Annotated in this window: 25 protein-coding genes and 1 pseudogene; all 26 read right to left on the bottom strand. The window is 34.9% G+C overall.

What is annotated here, in order from left to right:
* Positions 1-47 precede the first annotated feature (47 nt).
* Positions 48-260 (bottom strand): annotated as a pseudogene (locus LQ598_RS03505) (VOC family protein); the annotation flags it as partial.
* A gap of 158 nt (positions 261-418) precedes the next feature.
* The gene (locus LQ598_RS03510; protein ID WP_239745176.1) at positions 419-1,795 is read right to left on the bottom strand and encodes an SH3 domain-containing protein; all 1,377 of its coding nucleotides are present in this window, start codon (positions 1,793-1,795) and stop codon (positions 419-421) included.
* A 50-nt stretch (positions 1,796-1,845) separates the two neighbouring features.
* Positions 1,846-2,097 (bottom strand): phage holin, encoded by a 252-nt coding sequence (locus LQ598_RS03515; protein WP_239745177.1) that lies wholly within the window; start codon positions 2,095-2,097, stop codon positions 1,846-1,848.
* 66 nt (positions 2,098-2,163) lie between these two features.
* Positions 2,164-2,883: a BppU family phage baseplate upper protein gene (locus tag LQ598_RS03520; protein WP_239745179.1), complete on the bottom strand. Its 720-nt coding sequence runs from the start codon at positions 2,881-2,883 to the stop codon at positions 2,164-2,166.
* Positions 2,884-2,937: 54 nt separating this feature from the next.
* Positions 2,938-3,156 carry a hypothetical protein gene (locus LQ598_RS03525; protein ID WP_239745180.1) on the bottom strand — a complete coding sequence of 73 codons (219 nt, stop codon included), beginning with the start codon at positions 3,154-3,156 and terminating at the stop codon, positions 2,938-2,940.
* Between the two features lies 1 nt (position 3,157).
* Positions 3,158-3,886: a LamG domain-containing protein gene (locus LQ598_RS03530; RefSeq protein ID WP_239745182.1), complete on the bottom strand. Its 729-nt coding sequence runs from the start codon at positions 3,884-3,886 to the stop codon at positions 3,158-3,160.
* A 4-nt stretch (positions 3,887-3,890) separates the two neighbouring features.
* Positions 3,891-4,445, bottom strand: a complete 555-nt coding sequence (locus tag LQ598_RS03535) for a BppU family phage baseplate upper protein (protein WP_239745183.1) — start codon at positions 4,443-4,445, stop codon at positions 3,891-3,893.
* A gap of 11 nt (positions 4,446-4,456) precedes the next feature.
* On the bottom strand, positions 4,457-4,852 hold the full coding sequence (locus LQ598_RS03540) for a hypothetical protein (RefSeq protein WP_239745185.1): 396 nt from the start codon (positions 4,850-4,852) through the stop codon (positions 4,457-4,459).
* Positions 4,836-5,252 carry a G protein-coupled receptor family protein gene (locus LQ598_RS03545; RefSeq protein ID WP_239745187.1) on the bottom strand — a complete coding sequence of 139 codons (417 nt, stop codon included), beginning with the start codon at positions 5,250-5,252 and terminating at the stop codon, positions 4,836-4,838. Before LQ598_RS03545 ends, LQ598_RS03540 begins: the two co-directional genes overlap by 17 nt.
* Positions 5,253-5,321: 69 nt before the next feature.
* Positions 5,322-5,471, bottom strand: coding sequence for an XkdX family protein (locus LQ598_RS03550; RefSeq protein WP_239745188.1), 150 nt, complete (start codon positions 5,469-5,471; stop codon positions 5,322-5,324).
* Positions 5,446-5,847, bottom strand: coding sequence for a DUF2977 domain-containing protein (locus LQ598_RS03555; protein WP_239745189.1), 402 nt, complete (start codon positions 5,845-5,847; stop codon positions 5,446-5,448). Before LQ598_RS03555 ends, LQ598_RS03550 begins: the two co-directional genes overlap by 26 nt.
* On the bottom strand, positions 5,847-7,310 hold the full coding sequence (locus tag LQ598_RS03560; RefSeq protein WP_239745190.1) for a BppU family phage baseplate upper protein: 1,464 nt from the start codon (positions 7,308-7,310) through the stop codon (positions 5,847-5,849). Before LQ598_RS03560 ends, LQ598_RS03555 begins: the two co-directional genes overlap by 1 nt.
* A 4-nt stretch (positions 7,311-7,314) precedes the next feature.
* Positions 7,315-8,952 (bottom strand): right-handed parallel beta-helix repeat-containing protein, encoded by a 1,638-nt coding sequence (locus tag LQ598_RS03565; protein WP_239745191.1) that lies wholly within the window; start codon positions 8,950-8,952, stop codon positions 7,315-7,317.
* 326 nt (positions 8,953-9,278) lie between these two features.
* Entirely contained in the window at positions 9,279-9,782 is a 504-nt protein-coding gene (locus LQ598_RS03570; RefSeq protein ID WP_239745192.1) for a hypothetical protein, read from the bottom strand.
* Positions 9,775-11,328 (bottom strand): prophage endopeptidase tail family protein, encoded by a 1,554-nt coding sequence (locus LQ598_RS03575; protein ID WP_239745193.1) that lies wholly within the window; start codon positions 11,326-11,328, stop codon positions 9,775-9,777. The genes LQ598_RS03570 and LQ598_RS03575 overlap by 8 nt, the downstream gene beginning before the upstream one ends.
* An 8-nt stretch (positions 11,329-11,336) precedes the next feature.
* Entirely contained in the window at positions 11,337-12,173 is an 837-nt protein-coding gene (locus tag LQ598_RS03580) for a phage tail domain-containing protein (protein WP_239745194.1), read from the bottom strand.
* Positions 12,173-17,164 (bottom strand): phage tail tape measure protein, encoded by a 4,992-nt coding sequence (locus LQ598_RS03585; RefSeq protein ID WP_239745195.1) that lies wholly within the window; start codon positions 17,162-17,164, stop codon positions 12,173-12,175. Before LQ598_RS03585 ends, LQ598_RS03580 begins: the two co-directional genes overlap by 1 nt.
* Positions 17,165-17,218: 54 nt before the next feature.
* On the bottom strand, positions 17,219-17,347 hold the full coding sequence (gene gpGT, locus LQ598_RS13765; RefSeq protein WP_275590088.1) for a phage tail assembly chaperone GT: 129 nt from the start codon (positions 17,345-17,347) through the stop codon (positions 17,219-17,221).
* Between the two features lie 62 nt (positions 17,348-17,409).
* On the bottom strand, positions 17,410-17,742 hold the full coding sequence (gpG, locus tag LQ598_RS03590; RefSeq protein ID WP_239745197.1) for a phage tail assembly chaperone G: 333 nt from the start codon (positions 17,740-17,742) through the stop codon (positions 17,410-17,412).
* A gap of 84 nt (positions 17,743-17,826) precedes the next feature.
* Positions 17,827-18,027: a hypothetical protein gene (locus tag LQ598_RS03595; protein ID WP_239745198.1), complete on the bottom strand. Its 201-nt coding sequence runs from the start codon at positions 18,025-18,027 to the stop codon at positions 17,827-17,829.
* A 2-nt stretch (positions 18,028-18,029) separates the two neighbouring features.
* The gene (locus tag LQ598_RS03600; protein WP_239745199.1) at positions 18,030-18,641 is read right to left on the bottom strand and encodes a major tail protein; all 612 of its coding nucleotides are present in this window, start codon (positions 18,639-18,641) and stop codon (positions 18,030-18,032) included.
* Positions 18,642-18,653: 12 nt separating this feature from the next.
* Positions 18,654-19,067, bottom strand: a complete 414-nt coding sequence (locus LQ598_RS03605) for a hypothetical protein (protein WP_239745200.1) — start codon at positions 19,065-19,067, stop codon at positions 18,654-18,656.
* Positions 19,067-19,477: a hypothetical protein gene (locus LQ598_RS03610; RefSeq protein WP_239745201.1), complete on the bottom strand. Its 411-nt coding sequence runs from the start codon at positions 19,475-19,477 to the stop codon at positions 19,067-19,069. Before LQ598_RS03610 ends, LQ598_RS03605 begins: the two co-directional genes overlap by 1 nt.
* Positions 19,474-19,842: a hypothetical protein gene (locus LQ598_RS03615; protein WP_239745202.1), complete on the bottom strand. Its 369-nt coding sequence runs from the start codon at positions 19,840-19,842 to the stop codon at positions 19,474-19,476. The genes LQ598_RS03610 and LQ598_RS03615 overlap by 4 nt, the downstream gene beginning before the upstream one ends.
* Positions 19,811-20,113: a phage head-tail connector protein gene (locus LQ598_RS03620; protein WP_239745203.1), complete on the bottom strand. Its 303-nt coding sequence runs from the start codon at positions 20,111-20,113 to the stop codon at positions 19,811-19,813. The genes LQ598_RS03615 and LQ598_RS03620 overlap by 32 nt, the downstream gene beginning before the upstream one ends.
* A gap of 17 nt (positions 20,114-20,130) precedes the next feature.
* Positions 20,131-21,324, bottom strand: coding sequence for a phage major capsid protein (locus LQ598_RS03625; protein WP_239745204.1), 1,194 nt, complete (start codon positions 21,322-21,324; stop codon positions 20,131-20,133).
* Position 21,325: the final 1 nt, after the last annotated feature.

Here is a 21,325-nt window from a genome sequence, read left to right on the forward strand (position 1 = left end):
TTGGGTGATTTTTATTTTGTAAAGTGCATGCTTACCTATATGCATATCTATTGTTGTTCAGGTAATGCTAATTGGAAATTAACGCCATATTTATCTTGTACCCATGCAAATTCTCTAAAAGTTGGTGGTAATTCAGTTTTTGGCATAAGAATAGCGCCACCTGATTTTAATTTTGAATAAAGATTGTCCATTTCTATCGCTGATTCACATGTTACATATAACGACATTGCTGGATTCATTTCAATTTCTACACCATTAAGTTAATCTTTTTACTACATGATAAATAAACATAAAAAAACACCCTACCTAGTTTCCGCTAGATAGGGTTTTACAATATAGCATGTGACTTGATTTTTCGGTAATCTAGTCTAGCAGTATATAGATTATACTACGTTATGTGGTAGTAAGATATGTGAATTTAAGAGAATGTACCCCATGCTGCACCGACTCTATTTCCTTTGCCGTCTGATTTACCGATTGGCATGTAAACTGTTTTGCCACTATGCACTTCCCAACTAATCCAAATATATCCCTCGTAGTCTTGGACCTCATCATAATTAACTGATTGGTTATATTCTAATGCACCAGCTACTGGATTGTGAATACTTGGTCCTGTGTATCTCGTTACAATACCTTGTGTGGCTTTACATGTGAATGTACCTTTTTCTGCTTTGTACAATATACCCCACTTATTCTTTTTATAGCCGTTAACTTTTTTAATTCCTTTTTTCTTAGCTGGTTTAACTTTCTGTTTTTCAGTAGGAATTGTTGTTCTGTCTGGCACATCATTACTTGCAGGACTACCAGCTTTTAGTGACGGATCATTGTAATACTTTTTAATCTCTTTAATGAAGTAATCTTTTAATTGATTCACAACTGATAATGGTGCAGCACCTTGAGTTACTGGATTCCAACCTGCGTGCAACGTCATTGAACGATGTGGACATGCTGTTGGTACAAACTCACAATGAAGTCTAACTGTTGAGCGATTAACTGGTAATCCATAATACAGCATATCAGTAGCTGCTTTTTTAAATGTCGCTTGTTCATTAGCCATAAAGTCTTTATTACTAGCGTTCATTGATTCGTTGACTTCATAACCGATATATCCATTATTGCCGTCTGGACTAGCTGTATGCCACGCTACACTATAGGTATCAATAGCACGCCAAACTGTGTGACGGTCGATGTAATAGTGTGCTATGCCAGCCTCATAACGTGCTACAGATGCGTTGCGTAAGTTATTGTAATCTTGTTTAGCGGATGAGTTGCCTGCAGTATTATGAATAACAACGCCTTTAACGCCACCACTACGCTTAGCCATGTTGTAATTAATCGTGTGATTGATTGTTTCTATTTTAGTAGACTTCTTGCTTGCGCCTTTTTCAGCATCTTCATATGGTGGTCGAATGACACCTATAAAGTTAGTGTATTCATGATCCTCAATAAACGCTGCTGGGCTACCTGTTGTCAAACTCTCGTTATACCAGTTCTGGTCAATACTGTTAAAATATTTACCGTTTGCTTCTGTAACAATGCCTGTATGACCATACTCTCCACCAAAAACAAATATATCTCCAGGTTGCGGTATTTGATTTTTACCTTTGATAACTTGGAAACCTTTAGGAAACTTAAAATCAATGAAGTCTTTAGCGTTACCAGTCGGATGCACGCCCCAATGTTCTTTAGTAAATGCGATGACAAAATCTGCACATTGCGAGCCGTGTTCCTTATCCATATCTAATCGTTTACCAATATTCTTAACTGCCCATTTAACGCCATCTTGTTTTTTCACTTATAAATCACTCCTTTTATATAGTAAAAAAGCCGACTAATTAGCCGACTTTATTTCATGCCTTTTTGTTTCAACATTTCTTCTTGTTTCTTAGCTTTATCAGTTACGATAAATGTATTCTTATACACACCATAGAATGTTAATGCTATTGGTATGCCTGTATTAAGCACGTTTACCCACGCATCAACCTTATGTGGATTAATCCATTCAGCACTTATTCCAGATGCGTTTAACGCTAAATATAAAGCTCCTAAGAAACCACCGACTAATGCAATGAACTGTTTAGCTTTATCTTTATCCATTGTTATCCTCCTTAAATTAAAAAGACTACCATGATCGGTAGTCTAATTATTTTTCTTCTTCTATTCCTACGCCTCACTTATGAAATACAATGTGTTGTTATCTTTAGTTGCTAGTTGGTTGTATTCATCTCTTGTGTAAATTTTAGGACTAGCTAGCACAGAATCTCCTTTGTCCCCTTTATCTCCCTTATCGCCAGTAGCGCCACGCTCACCAGTATCACCCTTAATACCTTGAATACCTTGAATACCTTGAATACCTTGCTCGCCTTTGTCCCCTTTGTCGCCCTTAGCGCCTTGCTCACCAGTATCGCCTTTTTCGCCTTTGAACATAGCTTTATTAGCAATTAACACTTGTTCGATTTTATCGCCAATTAAATCAATATTAATTTCTCTTGCAATACGCTCGTCAATACCACTACTTAAAATGGTAAAACTAAAATCTGCGGCATGAATTAATTGCGTTTCACTTTTTAGCCTTAATGTTGCTCTAACTATGCCCACATGTTTAATAACATTTTCTCTAATTTTGTATTCAAACTGTCCTTGATTTTCTGTTGATATATCTACAGGTTCATTAATGAATATTGAACCATCTTTCATAAACAAACTTAATATAGGTGTTAGTCCAGTATCAACTAGGTTAATTGGTTCATTATTGTGTTCAATGTAAAAACATATAGATGCACTGTTCTCATCGTCTGAATAGAATTGAGCACCACTGTCCCCTAAATTTACATGTTTAGCTGAAATCTTTATTTTTATGTCTTTATTTTTATATATCGCCATGTTGAACCTACCTTCTTTTAAATTTTGAAAGACTACCAATTGGTAGCCTTAATACTATTCTTCTTCCCATGACCATTCTTCTGTTGCCATGATTTCTTGTGCTTCACTTGTTTCTACAATTTGTACTTTATCATTAGTTTCTAAATCGTGTACTAAAATTTCAGCATATTCTAAATGACAAATCGTTTTAGTACCGTCTTTCGACTTACGCCAGTACTCTGTGTTGTACCCTAACTTTTGGAAAAATTCTAAATCTGCAATAACAAATTTCATATTATAACCCCCATCTTTCTTTTTCTAATTTATAGTTGTGTTGAACTTCTTGGTCTGTGAGTATACGGTCATATATCTTGATTGATTTCAAAGAGCTTTTATTAGTATCGTTATATGCCTTAGCAATATTTAATTCGTTTAAAAAATTAGATATATTTGAATTTATTGTACCTGATAGTAAATTAACTTTATTACCATCAACATAAACGTTTTGAGTCATATCAGTACCACCAGTTAAAGTAACTGTTATATGTTTATTTAATTCAGAAATGGAATAATAAGTATGTTGAGTTGTAGTGTCATTTGCAATATGGACATCTAACATCCCTCCATGTATTAATACTGACATTTGTTTAAGGTTTGCATCCCTTAAATACACTAGGTATTGCCAATTTTTTGATTTATCTATATCTCCTATATTCAATTCAATACTTATATCTTTAGAATTTCTTTTAATGCTATTTACACTCGTTATATGGTCATCAACACCATCGAACTTTAAACCTTTATCGCTATACCCACTTTCTGAGGTAAAGTTAAAATTTTTAAGTGTAGCATCGTTATTATTTCCACTAATATCTTTTAGTGTGTCTTTATACTGACTATTATTACTTGTGGCTTTCATATCATAATAAAGCATTAAACCATCTTTAACTGGATTAGGATATAACAACTTATTACCTTGATAGATGAACGGGATGTTTTTATCCCCTAATTTAACTTGTGTCATATTCCTACACCTCACTTATAAAATATAATGTATTACTATCTTTAGTTGATAATTGATTGTATTCATCTCTCGTGTACATTTTAGGAGGGACTACAAACTTATCTTTATTGCTTAGTACAGTATTTCTAACCATATCCTCTAAAACATCAACATGTATCTCTTTCCCGATTGCACCCGTAACACCACTATCTTTAATAACAAAGTAGAAATTAGCAACATGTACAGACTCTATACTATTTTCTAGGAATAATTTACAGTCCATTTTACCTTCGTGTCTAATGACATAATCAGATACTTTATACTGGATTAATCCTTGTTCAGCTAAGATTATTTCTATTGGTTCTTTCGTGAATATACTACCATCTTTAGCGTATAAATCTAATCGTGGTAGCATATCAGTATTACTAAAGTTAATAGGCACGCCCTGTTGATTTTTTATGCTAATTCTAATTGATGCTGTGCCATTATCTTCTGTGTAAAAATTAACGTTGATATTACCTAATTCAGCGTCTCGTTCATTAATATTTGTTTCTATGTCTTTATTTTTATAAATTGCCATTTAACCACTCCTTAGAAAAATATTTGTGCGAATCCTAAAGCCCCAACAATAACAGTTCCTAATGTACCGATTATTGCGACCCATAATTGCACATTACCTCGTTTACGATCCGATACTGAATGTTCAATATTATCTACACGTTTAGTAGTTGTTTCAACACTAAACTCTACATTTTTAATACGATCATTATATCCGTCCATCTTTTCATCAATTGATTCTAAAATACGGTTTGTTTTCTTGCTCGTTTCAGTTAATGCTTGTGTACTAATTGACAGGGTGTTTATAGTGAGTTTTAAATCATTGTGCATTTCCATGTGTTTGCTATCAACATCTTTAATACGACCCGTTAGCTTGCTTATATCAGCTATATGGTCAGTTTTTAATACATATCTATTTTCGTCTGGCATAAATCTCAGCACCCCCGAAAAACGCAATCACACCACATATTGCAGACAACGTGGCGAATTGCATAGGTGTTAGCCAATTAATTGCATTGAATAAACCTGCGCTTGTCATCATTAAATACATAAATGAACATGTCACGCCTCCTAAAAACAATACCCAATGAAAAAGGCGATTACGTTTAGGCATCAACCAACTTGAATAAATCAAAAATAAACTTGATATAGCCATCAATATCCCCCATATCCAAATAGGCATAACTTGATGTAAGGCTTTATAAAATTCCGAATCCTTTAATACTGCTTCTTGTTCAATTGCGAAGAATAAACCACGCCATAAGCTGAATACACCTAAGCCAAACAGTAATGTACTTGAAATAATTTCAGGTAAGGACATTTTGTTCATACAACACCCACTCTCTGTAATTTATTTGTCTATATAAAAAGACACTGAAATTAATCAGTGCCTTGTGTTTTATTCCAGATATTTTTCACCTGTGATTAATGCATATTCTTCTTTGTCGATGACTTCCATATCAACAAACCATTTTATCTGTTCGTTAGTATAACAACCCCAACCGTACATCGTTTTAATATCTTCAAACTTCGGGAATAACATTTCCATCTAAATTCTCCCCTTTTATATTTTCTATTTCTTGCTTTACTTCTAAAATCTGTTGAAATAAATCGGCATTTTGTTGTGACACTTGCATAACCATCATATTAGCTTGAACTAACTGTACTTGCATTTCAGCGAACATTTTACGAAGTTCTTCGTCATTACTAGGTTTTTCGGTGATTGGTGGTAAAATAGGTTGTTCTTCGTACTCTGTATAGTTTTCGTTTAACACTATTTGTTCGTTTGAATATCTATACTTATTAGGTTTGAAATCATCTATAAAATTACTAGGTACAATATCATCATTAATTTCAATACTGTTATCAATGTTACCGATGATTGCATAAGATAAAATTAACTCATTATCCACTTTTATTTTCATTAATATACACCTACAATTTCTCTGTATTCAATAGCATTAGAATTTGAAATACCTGTGTTTGTTTCTGGTAAATATGTGTGGTTATGTCTAACACTCAATTGCGTTGTATTAATTACATCTAATGCAGTTTCAAAAAACCTCGATGCACCACCATCTGCATCAGAAAGGTTAAAATCTTGAATAACGATTCTTTCCATCCCTTCAACAAATCTTGATGTATTTTTAGTACCGCCAATGCTGTAATAAACAACATATAACATTTTATAATTGGTATATGGCTCTAATAAATCTATCACCGTACCTTTTTCGCTTACGTTACCTTTCCACAAACTTTTAAAATTGGCGTTTAATTTATCATCAAAATAAGTAATAGCATTATTATATGCAGTATCTGATTTTAATTGTGCGCCATTTTGCGTTTCCATATCTTGCGTTAAATCATGCAACCCTTCCCATGTTCCATTAACTTTTTGTATGCTATATATTTTGTATGATCCTACTGGCGTGAAAACTAATTGTCCGTTGTCAACGTTAGTAAAATTAGCTGTTATATAACCGTACGGTGTTTCGTCAATTGGTCCATTAGTAGAACTGTTAATATAATACAATCCCGATTTAGTGATTGTTTCACCGACATTCATGAAGTCAATTGTTTCAATTTGTATACTGTGCCCTTCATCATCAGTAACGGAATGTTTTTGCCATTCTGTTGTATCTGCATCTTTAACATACCCTCCAGCAATAACGTCACTATTGAATTGGTTTATCTTACCGTCAATGTCGTCACGTATTTGAGTTAGGTTAGTAACGTATTGTGTACCTTCTGTTGTAATTTCTCCTAACTTATTAGTAGCCAAAGTGTTTAGTTCGTTCAAACTACTTGTCTTTGCGATGCTAATATCTGATAACCCTTCATCTTTTGCTTGTATAATTTTAGCAACGTAGTCCTCTGCGTTCGCTATTGCTTGTTCTATATCATACGCACGTTGTTTCAATTGTTCTTCTAATTCGTCAAATTCAATGATGTAATTAAGTTTTGTTTCACCATCAAAATCATACGCCAACGATTCCTCGATCACAAAACTAAATATGCGTTCAGCTACAATCGCTTGTGTTTCAGTCGTTGATTTTCTTGCAACATACACTTGAGCAGTAACTTTTCCAGATAAAGTTATAATATCATTTGGTACTTGTACGGATATTTTCCCGTTCATACCATCTGTTATTTCTAATGGCAAACGTATTTTTAAACCTTTTGAATGAATAAATACAATGCTTGAAGTAATGTTATCATTGCCAAGTAATAAAGGTTTGTTGTTTTGTGTAACGATAAATTCAAATATAGAAGTATTACGATCAGCAGTAGAAAAAGCAACATTTAAGTCACTTCTAATTTGCTTAAAAGGTGTTGTTTCTAATACGAGTTTAGCTTTTTTGTTTGGTGCAGCATTAAAATTTACCATTCATTTATGCCTCCCCTTTAGTTTCTTTTTTGAAGATGTTGTTTGCAGAACTTACGTTATAGTACCCAATGTACGTTGAGTCACCGAACAAACGAACAGTGCCACTACCACCATTATTAAATGCTACGAAGTTCGTTAACACTGTACCGTATATAGCAAATGAGTTCGAACTTCCCCAGAAGTCATTACCCTCTATACGACCATTTCGGCAATCATGAACATATAAACCACCACGATTTACTTCATCGCTTGTTTGTAAATTAGCGTTCAATATTTTATTGTGTGTTAGGTAGACGAAGCTAGAATTTTGAACATACATTCCGTTTCTGCCTGTACTGTTTATCGTGTTGTTAGTAATGTTTAAATGATTGGTTTTCATAGCATATCCAGTATGTTGTGATTCATTAATAAATATGCCTTCTGTTTTTATATTCTCGATATAATTGTTATCAATAAACACATTGTGACTTGCTGCAATATTCATGCCGCGATAACTGTAAGCCATATTATTTCCTTTAATATGAATGTGACGACATAAGTTCATCACAATATTTTGACCTTGATCGTTGTTATCACATTTAAATGTATTATCATTTATTCTGATATTGCCTACATAACCAATGCTACCGTTATGTTCTTCACCGTATACACCAACCGCAGTCTTTTTATAATTCTTAAATACATTATCTTTAATCGTGTAAATATCTCCACCTTGCGATTGTTTACTAGGTACACCATTTACATCGTTGGCACTACTCGTATTACCTTTAACGGATGAAATACGAATACATTCGCTATTGTTTTCGAATGTATTACCAGACATTTCAACATTATTCCATTTGAAAGGTTTGATACCGATTGTACAATTTTCAAATGTATTATTAGTGATTTTGATATTCTCTTGATATATATTATGAACACTTGCATGATTTCCAATAGCGACATCAAAGCCACCAGCCAAATTAGATGGTTTAAATGTACAACCAGTTATCACGACATTCTTACAAGGTGTTCCGTCCCAAACACCAGGACCGCCTACGCCACCACGCATAATTTCACTTAGTTGTATTGCCTCTTTTTCTTTTGCAGTGCTAGGTAATAAGTTCTTATGACCTTCAAATACACAATTAATAATTCGTAGATTATTTACGCCATTTATATCTAACACATGATATGTTAGGTTATTTCTGAATTTAACGTTTGTGAATGAAATATTGTCAGCATGTCTGATGTTAATCATGTTTGCCGACTCAACGGGATATTTACTCAATTGTTCTAAGTTGTTATCTAACGTACCACCTTTTATATGAATATTACTTGGTCCGTCATATCCTGAATAAGACTCGTTATTTCTTCCGTAATCAAAAAGAACACCCGTTGCACCTCGTAAGATGACCGCGTGTTCGTCCATTTTGATTGTTGTATTTCCAGATATAGAGACACGTTTATTGATTAAATACGTCCCATTTTTGATGATTAATGTACCAGCTTGAGCGTTGCCTATTTCATCTAAAGCTTGTTGTAGTAAAACGTCAACACCAACATTCCCTGTCTTATCTGGATTGTATGTGTCAAAGTTGATTTCAACGAACTTCTTATTAACGCCTTCTATTGTTTCATTTACGTTATTGAAATCATGCAATAATCGTTCTGATAATAATCCATGACTACCACCATCAATCGATACACGACTATCCGTAACTTCTTTTACACCGTCACCGTCAACGCCTGTTACTAAGTTTTCTATTTGAGATAGTCGATAAGTTAACAGTTTGTCTAGCGTCGTATTACCATGCGTTATTTGTGTACTATTGTGTGCGTTATTTTCAGTTGTGCGGTGTTTAATATTTTGTTTAAGAATTTCGTTATGACCATGTTCTATCTTTGTGTAGTTGTCTATATTTTGGCGTCTGAACGATTGATCTAATTTATTACTTAAATTTTTTCTAAATTCAAATTTAACACCTCCTAATTATTTAAAAAACTAACTTCTTGATATATATAATCTCCTGTAGTCCAACCGCTGTCAGAATCGTTAGGGTAAAATGTCATTGTGCCATTCGCTTTAATAAACACCTGTACAGGTAGTCGTGCAGTACTCGTTCTCAATGTGAATGATTGAGCGTTGCGTATTAATCCACTAGGCAAATTAACGACTGCACCGCTTGAGATGTTGCGCATATTAAATCTTATATAAAATGTTTCGACACCTAATAAGTTGATAATACGATACGCACAAACAAAACCATTGTATTCACTTGTCATGAACTGTGTATTTTTTTGTATAGGTTCATCAACATCATATTCAATCCACCCTGTATCGCTAAACTCTATTTCTGGTACATTATCAAACACAACATTTTCTACATATTCATCCAAACCGACCACGCCATTTACATGCGTTTGTGGATATTCATAGTCTCCAGTCATTTGATTGCGTTTTGTGACGATTGGTATTTCAATCTCAGCCATCAATTATCACACTCCCTACAATTGGTTCTTCAAAGTATCTATCAGCGTTATATATATTATTAATATTCGCTCTATTGATTGCTTTATTTACATTTTTGATACGGTTATTGATTACTTGCTGAATTTTGATAATATCCGTCTTATTATTAGAGAAACCAATTTCGTCTGGTACATTCATATAAGGATGCGCCTTTTTCAGACTCACAACCTTAACAGACGTATCAAATTCCATTGGTTCATGTATAAACCAGACTTCATCACGTTCGAACACTTTTTCTGTATCAATGTAGTTCGTTGTGAGTTCGACTTCTGGTTCGTCATTTAATTGTGATTTCAATAAATTCGTTAGTTCAGTTTCGCTCGTTATCTTATCGTCAAATACGTCTGGTGCTTGTCTATGACCAAACACACTGTAATTAGGTGATTTATAACTCGTTAACGTATGATAGACGTCTGTGCCTTTTAAAACAGCTGTTAAATTCAATGTTGTGGACTTTTCGGTTCCAACATACATGACTGGCGCGGTTTTATATTCTTTAACGTTCGGATCAGCACCCCGATGTACTGCTTTGAAAATATGTGTGCCTTTCTTCAAGTTCTTCGCAATCACAATCGATTCAGAACGTGCAGTGTGGCTATAACAACTATAGCGCCCTATATAATCCCCATCTAAATAAACATCAAGTAAACCACCACGAGATAGTTTTTTAAGTGACCATATTAACGTTTCGTTACCCCATTTACAGTTGAACGTCTTTTCATAACTAGCACCGATGACTTGCGTGCGCCATGTGCCTTCCTTGAAAAAAGTACCGTTATATTTTAAATTTGGTGGCTTGATTGGGTTATAGTTTTTAGTTTCAGTTTTATTCTTTTTCTTACCATAACCTTTAACATAAGTTTTTAAGTCGTTTGTATTAACCGATACGTCTACTTCGTCATTGTTCAATTGATAGCGAATAACTAACTCTGATTGTTTATAAAACGTTTCTTCATCATAAATATAAATTTTCTTGTTATCAGCGAACATGATATAGTTGAACGTTTCAGCACCTTCGACTAAAAACTCGATGCCGTTTTTGTCGCCTAAATCATCAATTACTTTAGTATCTGGAAAATACCCTTTGACCTCATAGGTATAGCCTAGCTTGTTGCCACGAAAGCCAAAGTCTAAATATTCTCGCAAAGTGTATTGAAGTTCTTGCTCTGTTTCATCTTCTGAATTAAGTTCTTCGTTTACGATATCCTTGCTAATATAATGGTTCTGAAATTCATACATGATATGGTGTGCAGTAACATCGTTTGTATGAATGTTACCAGTCATTTTAGGATTGGTATTTTTGATAACATAGGTTTGTCCTTCGTATTCAATAAAACTTTCGTTTTGTAACATGTTGTAAATGTCTTTATTGTGACTCGTCATGTATGCGGTGAATGATACTGTACGACTATTATTGCGTTCATATTCATAACTAAATGACTCATAATAGAAATCAAGCAACAATTCCGACATGACGTTTTTTAAATCAGTGACAATAATATCCATATGAACACCTACCTATAAATAAATGGGAAAATAAATTCAATTTCTGCACCAGTTATATCCCCCCACGTTTCAAATTTGTTGATACCAGGCGCTAATGTAATCAAACCATGATTAGTTGACCGTCCACACCTTATTTTCTCCATATTCACATGTAAAAACGGATAACCACCTTCCAACGTTAACGGCGTGCTTTTCGTAATTGCTTTTGTGTATTTGAATATATCACCAGTTGTTGTATTAACTAAATCAAAACCGTTAGGTGCATTAATTCGAATAATTATTTTTAACTTGTGTCTCATACGTGGATTAATAATGTCGTTCGAACCATTTAAAATTTCGAATTTAGCCCTCTTATGACTATATGAAGTATTTTCATCTGGTAATAATCCACTTTCAAATTGCCAGTTATCACTCATTAAACTAAATTGGTCAGTGTCATATAAAGATTCGGAATAACCTTTGTATACATTAAAAGTTATTTCGAACTCTCCGAACTTATGACCAATGTCTGTTATTGAATTTTCTTCACAGTACACCGCATACTTTTTAGCTGGCATATCAGAATGAACAATATAATAAGGAGTGCGTTTGAATAACACACCCCTCAATTTTTGTTTTAACAACTTGTAATCTTGTGTATCTACACCTCTATAAAAGAAGCGCAAGGTAAGACTGAAAGGACCAAACGAAGCAGGTCCTAACATAACACCATCCGTACCTTGTGATTCAACCGAATTTACTTTTAATTCAACACCTTCTTCATTGGCATCTAGGAATATAAGTCCATCCATATCAGTCAAAACAGTTGTTGAATCATCATCGAACATTTTTACCCATTTTTCCATTAAGTTAATCCTCCTCCCATTTGATAAGAAAGTTGACGAGAGCGAAAGGCTTGTTGCCTACTTACATCACGTTCACCCATTACTGGTTTGTCTGCGATGCTTTGATTACTCAACGCTATCTTAGTTAAGATGTTAATTTGTTCTTGTTGTTGTTCGATTTGTTTAGCAAGCATTTGTAATATTTCTGCATCTTGATTATTACCAACGTTGCTTGGCATACTCATTTGGTTAGGTCGTTTATTACTTGAACCTTTGCCTTGAATTTTATTTGCTGCGATTGCTAACATCTTCATAGCGTCAGTTTTCTTGGATGGATCAGTTGGAATAACAAACTCTGGATATCCACCTTCAGCAAGATTATACATACCACTTTGATTAATAAGTCCACCAGTAGCGTAACCATGACCACGACCTATAACGCTTAGTAGTCCGCCTTTACCGTATCGTGATTTAGAGTAGTTCATACCAGCTACAAGGTTATGAATCGGATTGAATATGTTACTCATTCCATTTCCTTTGTAAGCGTTGAAAGTGCCTGGTTTAACTTGTACAAGACCTTGCGCTCTACCGTCTGCTAATCCATCAGTACCACCAATAGCTTTAGGATTACCACCAGATTCAGTTTGAATTTGTTTCATCCATGCGTCAATATATTTCTTAGTAACGGGTAGGTTAGCTATTTTTAATGCAGTTCTTACGTTATTTAGTAAGCCGCCACCACCAGATGAACCACCTTTACTTTTAAGGAATGCGACTGGATCTTTAGTGTTACTATTCGTCAAAGCATTTGATGCTGGATCTTCAATTTGAGTGTGTAAATGAGCGCCTGTTGTATTTGCCCCACTGTTACCAGTTCGAGCAAATGTATCACCCTGTTTTACACGACCTGTTTTAAGAACATCGCTTAAATGCAGATAATACTGTGCAATTTTACCGTTGAGTAATTGGGCTACTGTTCCCCCACCAACATCGTATTGTTTTCTTACAATACCACTTGTTGGCGCTTGTATTTTTTCGTTAATATGAGGTGTATCAATACCATAGTGACGACCACCATTGATTGATAAAGGATAGCCTGCCAATGGTTTATTTGGACTATATCCGTAACTAATACCATGTTTTAAGATACTAGAACCGTCAACATTACCATATCCACCAGCATCATCAAACCAACTCATAACTTTCTTAACTAAACCTTTTTTAAGTCCAGCAAAGCCATGTTTCATAAAGCTTCCATATACACCTTTGATACCAGAGAAATTAACGCCAAATTTATCAAGTGTCATTTGCACTAATTTACCAGGATTCTCAACGTAATCCCATACTTCTTTAGCTTTAGCAGCGCCTTCACCTGCTAATTCTCCACCTTTTTTAGATACCGTTTTAACAGTTGCATCTGTACTAGCTTTAAGTACATTTTTAACGTTATTCATACCTTGCATAAATGCGGAAGGTTTTTTCTTTTTACTTTTCGTTCCAGAACCTGCACTAAATTTAGGTATATTACTAAACATTTTTTGGGTATCTTTACCGTTGATTACTTCCATACCTTTTCTAAGTGGTAAGACAACGTTACGACCTTTAGGTGCATACATTGATCCGTCTTTGTCTCTAATTAATTCTTGGTGACCATTAGAACCCTTACCATTGCCGCGCCCTTTATCATTGACCATAGCTAAGGTGCTTTCTTGTAATTGCCCTTTAGAGTTTGTTCTAACGCCATTACTACCACCAGTACCAGTAGATAATCGTTGTATTTTATCTTTGATTAGTTTCTTATCCATGATTTTTTTAGATAGCCAGTTAACACCATCAATCATTTTGTTAAGTCCACCAATAGCACCGTTAGCAATGCCGTTTCCGACTTTGGTTGCTAAACTCTTGAAACCACTTACTGAGTCTCCTAAGAAACCTTTTAATTTATTTATCCAGGACTTACCTTTGTCGTGCATAGCTTTGAAACCATTAACAACATTATCTCTTGCGCCATGAGCTAAACTCGTAACTCTATTCTTAATACTCGTGAATAAGTTTTTAGAAGTATTTAATAATTTGTTTAATATATTTCGAACACTATTAAACATACCAGAAAACTTATTACGAACATTATTCCAAATGGATTGTGCTATTTTAGTAATACTGTTCCTTAAAGCCGACCATAAATTCCGTGACCACTTACTCAAGTTTGAGAAGATTGTTCGTGTTGTTTTTGATAGTCCGTTGAATTTATTTCTGATATTGTTCCAAATAATCTGCGCTAGTTTAGTAATTGCATTTTTTAGGCTAGTCCATAAATTACGACTCCACTTAGATAAGTTTGTAAATATGTTGCGTGTTGATTTGAATAAACCACTAAATTTAGTACGAACGTTAGTCCAAATACCCTGTGCAAATTTAGTTATTGCATTTCTTAACGCAGTCCATAAATTACGTGAGAATTTAGAAAGGTTAGTGAAAATTCCACGCACCGACTTGAACATACCAGTGAACTTAGTACGAACTGCGTTCCAAATTCCTTGTGCGGATTTAGAAATGAAGTTTCTGATGAATGTCCACCCTTTAGCAACCACACCACGTAAAGCTACGAGTCCGACTTTAACAACTTTGAGTATTTTACCAACAAACCATAATTGAACTAGATTCCACGCCAATTGCACTGCGCCTCTTAGTATTTGCACAATACCTTGCCATACGCCTTTCCAGTTACCTGTGAGTAAGGCAGAGAATACTTTAACAACACCTAGTATAATATTCAAAGCGCCTTGTATAACACCTTTGATATTGTTCCATATAGAAACGACTAACATTTTTATAGCTGGCCATAACAATTTCATCAAGTTCCATATCAATGTCATAATTGGCTTGATTACATATGACCAAATGAATTTAAAGACTGTCGATATAACGTTTCCTATCGTTTTGACGGCTTGCGTTATTTCAGCACCATTCTTAGACCAGAACGCACTAATTTGCGATCCAATTGAAACTGCAAAGTTTTTAACTGCGTTAACTACTTGGAAGAATATAGTTTTAACTTTTGTAGCAAAATTCGTCAATCCTACAACTACGTTCGGTGGTAATATCTTACTTAGTGTTATTACGCCATCTTGACCGTTGCCTTGAAATAGTTGGAAGAAACCTTTGACAATACTACCTATTCTTATAAACGTTTGTTTAACGCCGTTTAAAGCTCTATTTACGACATTTCTAAATGTTTCTGAATTCTTGTAGGCAATCACAAATGCAGCACCTAATGCTACTATTCCTGCAACTACCCAACCGACTGGACCGGATAGTAACGTTATTGCACTACCTAACATTGGGAATTTAGTGGTTAGAAACGTTATAAGTCCACCAGCTTTTGCTACAGCAGCAAGGAATGGTGCTAAATAAGTCATTGCACTTCCTAAAACGCTAATGAAAGCGCCAAACACAAATACTAATGGACCAATAGCGGCAGCTAATGTAGCTAATACCACCATCGTAATTTGCATACCTCTCGACATACCATTCAGTTTTTCAACTAGCCAGGTTATCGTGTCAGCTAACTTCCTCAATACTGGTGCAAAGATGTTACCGATAATAATTCCAGCAGACTCAAAAGCACCACTTAATTGTTCGAGTGATCCTTTTAAATTATCTTTCATTCTATCTGCAGCTTTCTTACTTGCGCCATCCGAATTTTTTAATTCATTACTGAATTTCTTGATTTTACTAGGACCTGCATCAATTAAAGTTAAGAATCCACTCGCTGCTTCTGTTCCTACTATTTGAGAAACAGTCGCCAGTTTTTGTTCTTTCGACATACCTTGCATACCATTTTTAAATTGTTCGATTAGTTTAGGCATGCCAACAAAGTTGCCTTTGCTATCTGATAAACTAATGCCCATTTCTTCCATAACTTTAGCGCTAGCTTTTGTAGGCTTAGCTAATTTAATGAATGAAGCACGTAACGCAGTACCAGCTTGTGAACCTTCCAAACCTGCGTCTGACATAATGCCAATTGCAGACGAAGTATCTTCTAACGATACGCCTAACGATTTAGCTGGAGGACCAGCGTATTTTAAGGCATCACCCATGTAACTAATATCTGCTGCTGACTTGTTCGCTGCCATTGCTAGTAAATCGGCTACATGACTAGAGTCTTTAGCTTCTAATCCAAAAGCGTTTAATGATGATGCCATGATAGTAGCAGTTTCTGCCATATCTGCACCACTTGCTTCAGATGCCGAAATAACACTAGGCATAGCTTTCATTATTTCTTGAGCGTTGAACCCTAACGCCGCTAATTCTTCCATACCCTGTGCTACTTCACCTGCTGACTTACTCGTTTTTGCACCTAAATCAACTGCTTGGTCACTCATAGCCTTAAGTTCACCTTTGCTCGATTCAGCAATTGCACCAACTCGTGACATCTGTCCTTCAAAGTCTGCCGCAGTTTTTACAGCTAAACCGAAGCCACCAACGATAGGTGCAGTCACGTACATTGACATGTTACGCCCTACGCCTTTCATAGCGTTACCAGCATTTGTAAGTTTAGGTCCCATTGACTCAAATTGCTTACTTACTTTGCCCCATCCACTACTTGCTACACGTTGCGCCTCTCTAGCTTCTTTCTGAAAATCTTTAAACTCTTGAGCAGTCTGTCCTAATTCTTTTTGGAGATAGTTTTGTGTATCAGCTTGCTTACTTATTTCTTGCCTTAACTCTTGAGCACGCTTACTATTATGTCCTTGTTCTTTTGATACTAATTCATATTGCGTTTTTAAATCTTTTAAATTCTTCTTAGACAAATTCAAAGCGCCATCGAGTTCACGAACTCTATTCTTATAAGAAGTCATACTTTTTTCACTATTAATGAAATTATTTCGACTTAATTTTAAATCTGAACTCAACCCTCTGAAGCTTCTTTTGATTTCAGATAGCTTGCGATCAATACCCATATCATTTAAGCCAATATCAATCTGCAAACCTCTAATTCTTTCCGCCATTTCCTCACCTGCCTTCTTTTACAAATTAAGTGAAAGCATTTAACACTTACATAATTAAGTAAATGCAGAAATCATTGACTCCTGTTTCTTAACCGATTTATTTTCTTGCGACAAATCGTCCATGACAAAGTTGAACGGTAAATCCAATACATCACTGATAGATAAATCGCCGTTCTTCGTCATATCCTTAACAACTTTTTTGAGGTTGTTTTTATGGTCGTCCCAAGTTTTTATTTCAACGTTTTCTAAATCAGTTTCGCTAATTCCTTTTTTCTAGCATCGTCCATAGCACCACTAGCGATAAACTCAATTTGTTGTTGAAGCGTTTCAGTTGCATCTGGTGCATGTAGTCCGTTTCTTAAATCTTTTGCAGTGAATTGTTTGTTATAAATTTTTACGATCATATCAAGCATAATATCCATGTTTTCTTTTTCTGATTTATCTTCTAAACCACTCATTACGTCCGTTGCTTCATATACTAAATTGAATGGAATAAATGCTGGTGTGATATATGTGTCATATTTGATTTCGCCTTTTTCGTCTACTTCTTTAACTAATCGGATAAAATTACGTTTCATGTTTAATTACCTCTTTCTTAATTTGTTTTATTTTTTCTTTATTTTGCAAAATAAAAAAGGGGACATTTAGCCCCCTTTATTTGATTATTCTTCTATCTTCTTGATTAACACTTTACCTTGCTTGTTATCTGTCGTTGATAATTCAAGCAAACGATCATGACTTACTTTTTTGTTGGCAGGCTTTGGAAATGTATCGCCTACGTTATATGCCTTGCTTTTGTCCTGTAAATCTTCAAAATAATTAACAACTTCATATTTATCTTTCTTTACAGTTTTTTTAGTCATAATTAAGCACCTGCGCCTTCAGGTTCGCCAGCTTCTGGATGTGCAGTACCAAATACTTTATTCCAAATCGCATCACGCATAACTGTTGAACCTTTTTCGTCATGTCCTAAAATCATTGTTTGAGGTGTTTCAAACCCATCAACGTCAGCTTGCATAAACTCACCAGTTGAAGCATCTTGTGAGAACTCAACACCATCCTCTTTTGTTGCACCAGATAATTCTGGGAATGTGAACATACCTTTAGGTAAGCCAACATATTCAACTGCGCCAGACTCCATAGTTTTAGCAAACACAACAGCTACATATGGTGGTGTATCATTACCAACACCGACGATGCCATCTTCCGATTTAGATAAGCCAAATAATGAAACTCTATCTTCTAATGGAAGTTTGTGGAATGTTGATTCAACTTCAACTGTTCCGTTAGCTACTGCCATTTCTGCTACTACGTTATCACCGTATGCTTTTTCAATTGATTGTTCTTTAGATACTGAAATTTCTTGTAAGAATTTAACACGTTCTGGTTCAGTTCCACCTTGTACGCCTTCTTCACCATGAACTTTGTAATAAAAACCTGTTAACCCTGTAAATGAGTTATAACTTTTCTCTGCCATTTATCTTCACTCCTATAATTTGTAGTATTTTTTTCCTTCGAATCTTCTAGTTCCTCTGTAAATCTGAAAATCTTTTATATACTCTGGTTTTGCAGAACTTGACTGAACAAAACCCATTTCTTTTCTTAACGTTCTTTCAATTGCATGTGTTAAATTAGTGCATAAAAAGCGAGCATTTCTACCTGTTTGGTGTTTTACAAAAACATCAATTTGGTAAAAATACTCATGTGTTAAATTGTCGTTATCCGCAAAGTCTTTTGGAGTTGGTTCATCTAATGGATCTATTACTATAAACGTATCTTCTATACTTTGTGCTTCTGGATATTCGAAAAACTTAATGTTCTTCATTGCTACGTTGTTTGTTATAAACTCGTTTTTTTTGAGCGCTTCGTATATTTCCATCGTTACATCTGGCAATACTTCCATTATTTCATCAACTCCCTTTGCAATAACATCTTGACTGTACGTGTGTACGTGTCTTGGAATTCTCTAAGCGCATTATCAATAGCACCTTTACCTTTAGGGTTAACCCATTTACCTGATCTGTCATAGTGACCAAATTCGTTTAAGTGGATAATTCGATAACGGTCTTTAGGACCACGCCAATGTACTTTAACTGTACGAACGCCACCTATCCACTCTGGTTTAGATAGTTTGATTTCATCTACCGTTGCCCCTGTATCTTTAAAGGTTGCCATGTCACGCTTTAACTTACCTATAAAGGCGTTACCACCAACTATTAATGATTGGTCAATAATTTTATTCGTTTTCTTTCGTCCTAATTTGCGTTCAAGTTGAGTTTCTAACTCTTTCAAACCTTGTAGTTTTACCGTCATCTTTTCAACTCCCCAACGATTTTCAGTTCCTTTTCTTCCTCGTCTAATAAAATATCTTTTATTTCATAAAAACCATAGTCATAAAAAGGATGTCTTATTTTAAACTTTTCGTTAGTTTTAGGGATATATTCACCGTTAGTGTCTAAAATTTTGATAGTAACTAAATCATTCGAACGCGTTGATTGGACGACCTCAATATCTTTTGTTGATGAACTGTACACATTAGCGTAAGATTCAAAAACCTTAACTTCCGAATCATTATCCGCTTCTGGTCCTTCATTAGATATACGATAAAATTCAACAATCTTATTTCGAGTTCCAGTATTAACGCGTTTATGCTTGAAGTTGTGACGTATCACTGTCATCACTTCCAATCTCTGATAACTCAATACCTAATGAATGGATTTGGTGTACAAAACGTTCGTCAAAGTATTCAATAGCATCGTGGTAGGCGTATCTTGTACGTTCAATAACAAGTTCTTTACCACGTATATTCTCATCTAAATTAAAATGACCACATTTATATTGAATATCTGCGTGAGATTGATTCAATAACGATGTGATCATAATATCCTCTGAACTATGCGTGATTCTTAATCTTTGTTTAAAGTCTTGCAAAATCTCGTTGGTGATCATAATTTAACACCTCCGAATTAAGCACCTGCGCCATCATCAACTGGCGTTTCACCGATCGCTAAGTCATAGATAGCAGATACATTATTATCTTCTGGCATACCGTGTGCGAAGTGTTTAGAAATATAAACATCACAATCTTCTAATGCTAACGTTTGGTCATATGATTTAATTTCAACATTACCAGTGTGAACAGCAGTGTAACGTGAACCAACAACTGAAATTACTTTGTTTGCATCCACAAATTCTGAAGCTACAACATTAATGTTAAATGGTAATGAAGTTACCCATGAGCCGTTTTGTGTTTGGATAGTGTGTTGCGCTTGTACTAAGAATTGGTCAGCAGGGTTAACTACTAACGTAACTTGTCCAGCAACGTTTACGTTCTTACCATTTTCTTTTGTTGAGTGGAACGTCATCACATTTGCTAACTCACGAGCAGTCGTTTGTGCATCTTTGAAAGTTAGTGAGCCTTTTGATGCTTTGTCAGTTACGCCTGTAATGTTTCCATCCTCATCTTTAGTAAGGTCTTTAGTTAAACCGACTGGTTGGTTTACAGCAGAACCTCCACCTTTTACAACGCCTTCTTCAATTTTTAAACCAATTGCTTCAGCTAATTGTAAACGTACAAAACGTTCAACCCATTCAGGACCGAATTGTTTTAAGTCTTTTGGTACGATTGCGAAAGCTGTTAATTTGTTTTGTGAGAAGTTAACTTCACTGAAATTAGCAGAAATTTGACCTTGAATCTTACCGAAGATTTCTCCCCAAACTGCTTGTCCGTCTGGATCAGCAAGAATTAAGCGTGTGTTGATACCACTAATATTAAAATTAATTTTAGATAATAACGGACGTTCCGTTTGCATATCTTCAAATACACGCTCAACAGTTGTTTCTGGTAATAATTCTTTCTTTTTGAAACCATCGTAATCCGCATCATCTTCTACTAAGTTAGTAAAGAATTGACGTTCTTTCGCAGTTAATACATTGTTGCCACGAGCGATTTTAACATTTAAATCATTGTTAGCGTCTGCACTTTCTTTTTTAGCCATATTGATAATATCAGCTTTTAATGCTTCAGAATAAGCAGCCATATATTCACCTTGCTTAGCTTCTACTACCTCTGATTCTGCACCCTCACGAGCTGCGACTAAATACTCATTGCGTAAATTTTCTACCTTCTCATTTAGAGAATCTTTAAATTGAATTGCCATA

The organism is Mammaliicoccus sp. F-M27 (assembly GCF_022387115.1).
Taxonomy (GTDB): domain Bacteria; phylum Bacillota; class Bacilli; order Staphylococcales; family Staphylococcaceae; genus Mammaliicoccus; species Mammaliicoccus vitulinus.